The organism is Mycobacterium sp. (assembly GCF_035570115.1).
Lineage (GTDB): Bacteria > Actinomycetota > Actinomycetes > Mycobacteriales > Mycobacteriaceae > Mycobacterium.
The window spans coordinates 69,994-74,269 of the sequence record NZ_DATMLH010000118.1 but is presented as its reverse complement, the minus strand read 5'-3'; the positions used below and the strand labels follow the sequence as shown (position 1 = coordinate 74,269).

Sequence of the window (4,276 nt, the reverse complement as noted above, 5' to 3'; positions counted from 1 at the left end):
GGCCACGGTATATGGGCCCGTCGCGAGGTCGAGCCGGCCTGCCAGATCGCTGACCTTCCTCCCATCGATCTGATCGTCTTGTCGCACTACCACGGCGACCATTTCGACGACGTCGCCGCAAGGGAACTCGACAAGAACCTGCCCATCGTCTCGACGGCTGACGCGGTGGGCAAGCTCAACGCCCTGGGCTTCAACAAGGGCTTCTCCCTCGACACCTGGGAATCCCTCGAGGTCCACAAAGGGGACGCGACCCTGACCGTGACCGCCATGCCGGGCAAGCACGCCACCGAGGAGGCCGTCAACGAGCTGCTGATGCCTGTCAACGGGCACCTGCTCGACTTCAGCCGCGACGGCGACCATCTCTATCGGCTCTACATCACCGGCGACACCATGCTCATCGACAGCCTCGAGGACATTCCGCGGCGCTATCCCAACATCGACCTCGGACTGATCCACACCGGCGGCACCACATTCCTGGTCACTGTCGTCACGATGACCGGCGAACAAGGTGTGAAGGCCGTCGAGATCACCAAGCCGCACACCGCAATTCCGATCCACTACAACGACTTCTCGGTGTTCCTGTCGGGCCTCGACGACTTCAAGAAGGCCGCCGCGGCCTCGAACACGACGACGAAGTTCGTCTACCTCGCCCACGGCGAGACCTACACATTCAAACCCGGCGCGTGACCACGACCGAACTCCCACGAGTCCATCCCTTCACTAAACGCGAGGCGGGCGGCTTGGGAAAGGTCTTGTCCTGGTACTGGCAGTCCTACGAAAACGCGACGACTGCCTAAGGGCCGGAGTCCGGCGAACAATCATCGCAATACCACGACGAACGGAGAACCATGAACTCGATCGCGTCCGGCACCGTGCTGATCACCGGGCCGACCGGCGGCCTGGGAAAGGCTGCGACGCTGGCGATCGCCAACCGCCCAGCGCCGCAGCGCCCCGACCTGCTGCTGGTCGGGAGAGCCGGCAAGGCGCTCAGCGAGGTGACCGCCGCTGCCCGCGCGGCAGGAGCGAGCGTGCAGGAGATCGGCTGCGATCTGGCCCGACTCGCGGACGTGCGGAACGCGGGGCAGCAGGTCAAGCAGCTGCTCGACGCCGGCGCGGTGCATCCGCTGCGGGGGTTGGTGGCCAACGCCGGCGTCTCGGTAGTCGACACCCACAACGCCTCCGCGGACGGATACGAACTCACCTTCGCGGTGAACCACCTTGCGCACGCGCAGCTCATCGGCGATCTGCTGGACTCACTTGTCGCGCCCGCCCGTGTGGTGCTGCTGGGTTCGAACACCTACCACCAGAACATCTTCCGTCGCATACTGCGAGTCGCGCCGGCGGATTGGCGCGACCCGATCGAACTTGCTCAGCCCACCCCGCCTGACCTGCCGGCGACGGCCGAGCTCTCCGGGATCGCCTATTCCAACTCGAAACTCGCGATCCTCTATTACGGGCACGAATTGCAACGTCGCGCACCGAAGGGGATCAACGTCACGGTGTTCGAGCCGGGATTCATGCCGGGCACCGGACTGAGCAGGGGCCACGGCCCGGGCCTACAACGAATCGGGCGCCTCATCGAGCGGATTCCCGGCGTCTCCTCGCCGACCCACTCCGGCCCGATGCTCGCGTCGATCGTCCTCGACGACCGGTGGGCGCAGCTGCGCGACGGCGCCTTCGTCGTCAAAGACGAAGAGCGCGAAGTGAAGCCGTTCGCAACGGATCCGGCTCGTGAGTCACGGCTGTGGGACGCCACGGCCGAACTACTCAAGTCCGCCACTTAAGACTGCAGCTGCCGGACGATCGCCTTCTTGTCGACCTTGCCGACCGCGGTTGTCGGCAACGAGGTCATCCCGGTCAGCACATCCGGCCGAGCATGCTTGGCGACTCCACGTTGATCGAGATAGTCGTTCAACTCCATCAGAGTCATCGGGTTGCCCGCGAAAACAACTGCCGCGCAGATCTTTTCGCCTAGATAAGGATCCGGCAGCGCTACCGCCGCGGCAGACGAGATCGCCGGGTGCGCGCGCAGGTGTTCTTCGAGGTCACCCGCGGCAACGGTCTCGCCGCCGCGGTGGATGACGTCTTTCACCCGGCCGGTGACCTCCAGGTAGCCGTCTGCGTGTTGGCGGACCAGGTCGCCGCTGCGGTAGAAGCCGTCCGGGTCAAAGCAGCGCGCGTTGTCGCTCTCGGCGCGAAAGTACCCGTTGAACGTGTAGGGACCCCGCACCAGCAATTCCCCCTCGGCGCCCGGCGTCACCGGCCCGCCGGCGTCGTCAACGATGCGCAGTTCGTCGTCGGCAGACAGCGGCCGGCCCTGAGTTCGGTCGACCACTTCCGGCGGATCGCCGGGTCGGGTGTAGCACAACAGCCCTTCGGCCATGCCGAACACCTGCTGCAGGCCCGGCGTCAGTGTCTCGCGAATCCGCCGGGCGTCAGCGGCCTCCAGCTTTGCACCACCGACTTGCAACAGCCGCAACGATGTTGGCGTCACCGGCTCCCAGTCGGTGGCCTGCGCCCACAGGTTAGCCAGCACCGGGACCAGTGCGGTGACGGTGACGCCGTGGCGCGCGATGGCGTCGAACGCCGACTCCGGGCTGGGGTCGGCGGTGAACACCGTGGCAGCGCCGACCGTCATGGCGCCGAGCAGACCGGGGCAGGCCAACGGGAAGTTGTGGGCGGCCGGCAACGCCACCAGGTAGACGTCGTCACCGGTCAGCCCGCAGACCTCGGCGCTCGCGGTGGCGTTGTAGACATAGTCGTCATGGGTACGGGGGATGAGCTTGGGTGTGCCGGTGGTACCGCCGGAGACCAGCAGCAGTGCCGGTGACGCGGGATCGGCGTTGCTCGCTGCGGGCCGCTGGCCCCGGTGTGCGCACAGCTGCGACCATGAAACGAAAGCTCCGGGGTCGCCGTCGACAATGACATGGCGCAGCGCTGGATGATCCTGCTGTAAGCGCTGCGCCATCGGGCGATAGTCGAATCCGCCTGCGGTATCGGGGATTAACAGTGCCTTGGCCTCGCTGACGGCGGCGAAGTGCGCCAACTCGGCGGCGCGGTGGCCGGGCAGGCACATCACCGGGATCGCGCCGGCGCGCAGCAACCCGAACAGGGCCACCGCGAACTCGCAGCCGTTCGGCAGTTGCAACAGCACCCGATCCCCGCGGGCGATCCCCAGCACGGCCAGCCCGGCCGCCGCATGATCGGCGCGTTCGTCGAGCTCGGCGTAGCTCAGGCGCTGTGGTTGGTGAGGCGCTTGGCCGGCGTCGAGCAATGCGGCGCGGTCCGGCCATCGTCGCGCTGCTTCGGACAGAATCGAGTTGACGGTCCGGCCGGTCCAGTAGCCGGCCGCACGGTAGTTCGCGGCGCGGTCTGGCGGAAACGGCACAAAGCCTGCCAGATCAGCTGATGGCATCCCATTCCCTCCGCGACGGGGCGAGTGGGACGGAGACGTCCGTCCCAGCCGACCGCGTCGGTTGTTTACAGGCTAAAGAGCCCGCTGAGAAGGTCGGGCAGCGCCGTCGCAGTAGCTGAACGCATCGAAGATGTTGCCTTGCTGCAGAGCGGTCGCGATCTCTTGCAGCGTGCTCCCGGTCTCGGTAACGCCAGTGGTCGGATCGGTCACCGATCCCCCGAACAGCCCGAACACATAAGATGTCCCCAAGATTGGTTTCGACGTTGCTCAGCGCGGTGCTGAGCTGGTCGCCGTAGCCACCGAACTCGGCGCCGATCGCCATCGAGAGATCGGAATTCGCGGTCGTGGCGTCACTTTCCAGGGTCGTCAAGTTGTCTTCCGGCGCGGCAAGGACCTGCGACCAGTCCGCTTCGCCGGCGGTCAGCTGCACTAGCCGATGCTGGACGTTCGGCAGGCTGGGGGTCCCCGGGTTCACGGCGATCAGGCTGGCGCCTATCAAGGCGACACCGGCGACGAAGATCTGGTTCATGCGGCTGGCCGACGGCGACGGACCGGCCCCGCGGTCGAGGCCAGTCGGATCGGGACGAAGGGCTAGTTGCACGGCATCTCCTCTACTGACCGTCAAGGGGACGTCTGTTTGACAGAATCAGGCGGGACGGCCGCTACCTGAGATTTACCTGAGACACAATAGGGTTGCCTAACCTTACTTATTTTCGGCGCAGTTGCTTGACCAGGGATTTTTCTCCGCGAGGTACTGGTGTAGCGATGACCCGCCGGGGCGGTAGCGTCGGAGGGACCCCAGATATTTAAGTGGCCACGAATTTAGGCTAGCCTCCACTAACTAGTAGGAGGGTTGGTGTG

The 4,276-nt window shown here is 65.7% G+C and carries 4 protein-coding genes; 2 read left to right on the top strand and 2 right to left on the bottom strand.

What is annotated here, in order from left to right:
* Both VNW74_RS11155 and VNW74_RS11150 read left to right on the top strand, forming a co-directional pair.
* On the top strand, positions 1-687 hold a 687-nt coding region (locus VNW74_RS11155), incomplete at its 5' end, for an MBL fold metallo-hydrolase (RefSeq protein WP_325676699.1).
* 161 nt (positions 688-848) lie between these two features.
* Positions 849-1,784, top strand: coding sequence for an SDR family NAD(P)-dependent oxidoreductase (locus VNW74_RS11150; RefSeq protein ID WP_325676697.1), 936 nt, complete (start codon positions 849-851; stop codon positions 1,782-1,784).
* On the opposite strand, the gene VNW74_RS11145 is transcribed toward VNW74_RS11150, so the two are convergent.
* Together VNW74_RS11145 and VNW74_RS11140 are read right to left on the bottom strand one after the other, a co-directional pair.
* Positions 1,781-3,415 carry a (2,3-dihydroxybenzoyl)adenylate synthase gene (locus VNW74_RS11145; protein WP_325676695.1) on the bottom strand — a complete coding sequence of 545 codons (1,635 nt, stop codon included), beginning with the start codon at positions 3,413-3,415 and terminating at the stop codon, positions 1,781-1,783. The genes VNW74_RS11150 and VNW74_RS11145 overlap by 4 nt on opposite strands.
* On the bottom strand, positions 3,402-4,016 hold the full coding sequence (locus VNW74_RS11140) for a hypothetical protein (RefSeq protein WP_325676692.1): 615 nt from the start codon (positions 4,014-4,016) through the stop codon (positions 3,402-3,404). Before VNW74_RS11140 ends, VNW74_RS11145 begins: the two co-directional genes overlap by 14 nt.
* Positions 4,017-4,276 lie beyond the last annotated feature (260 nt).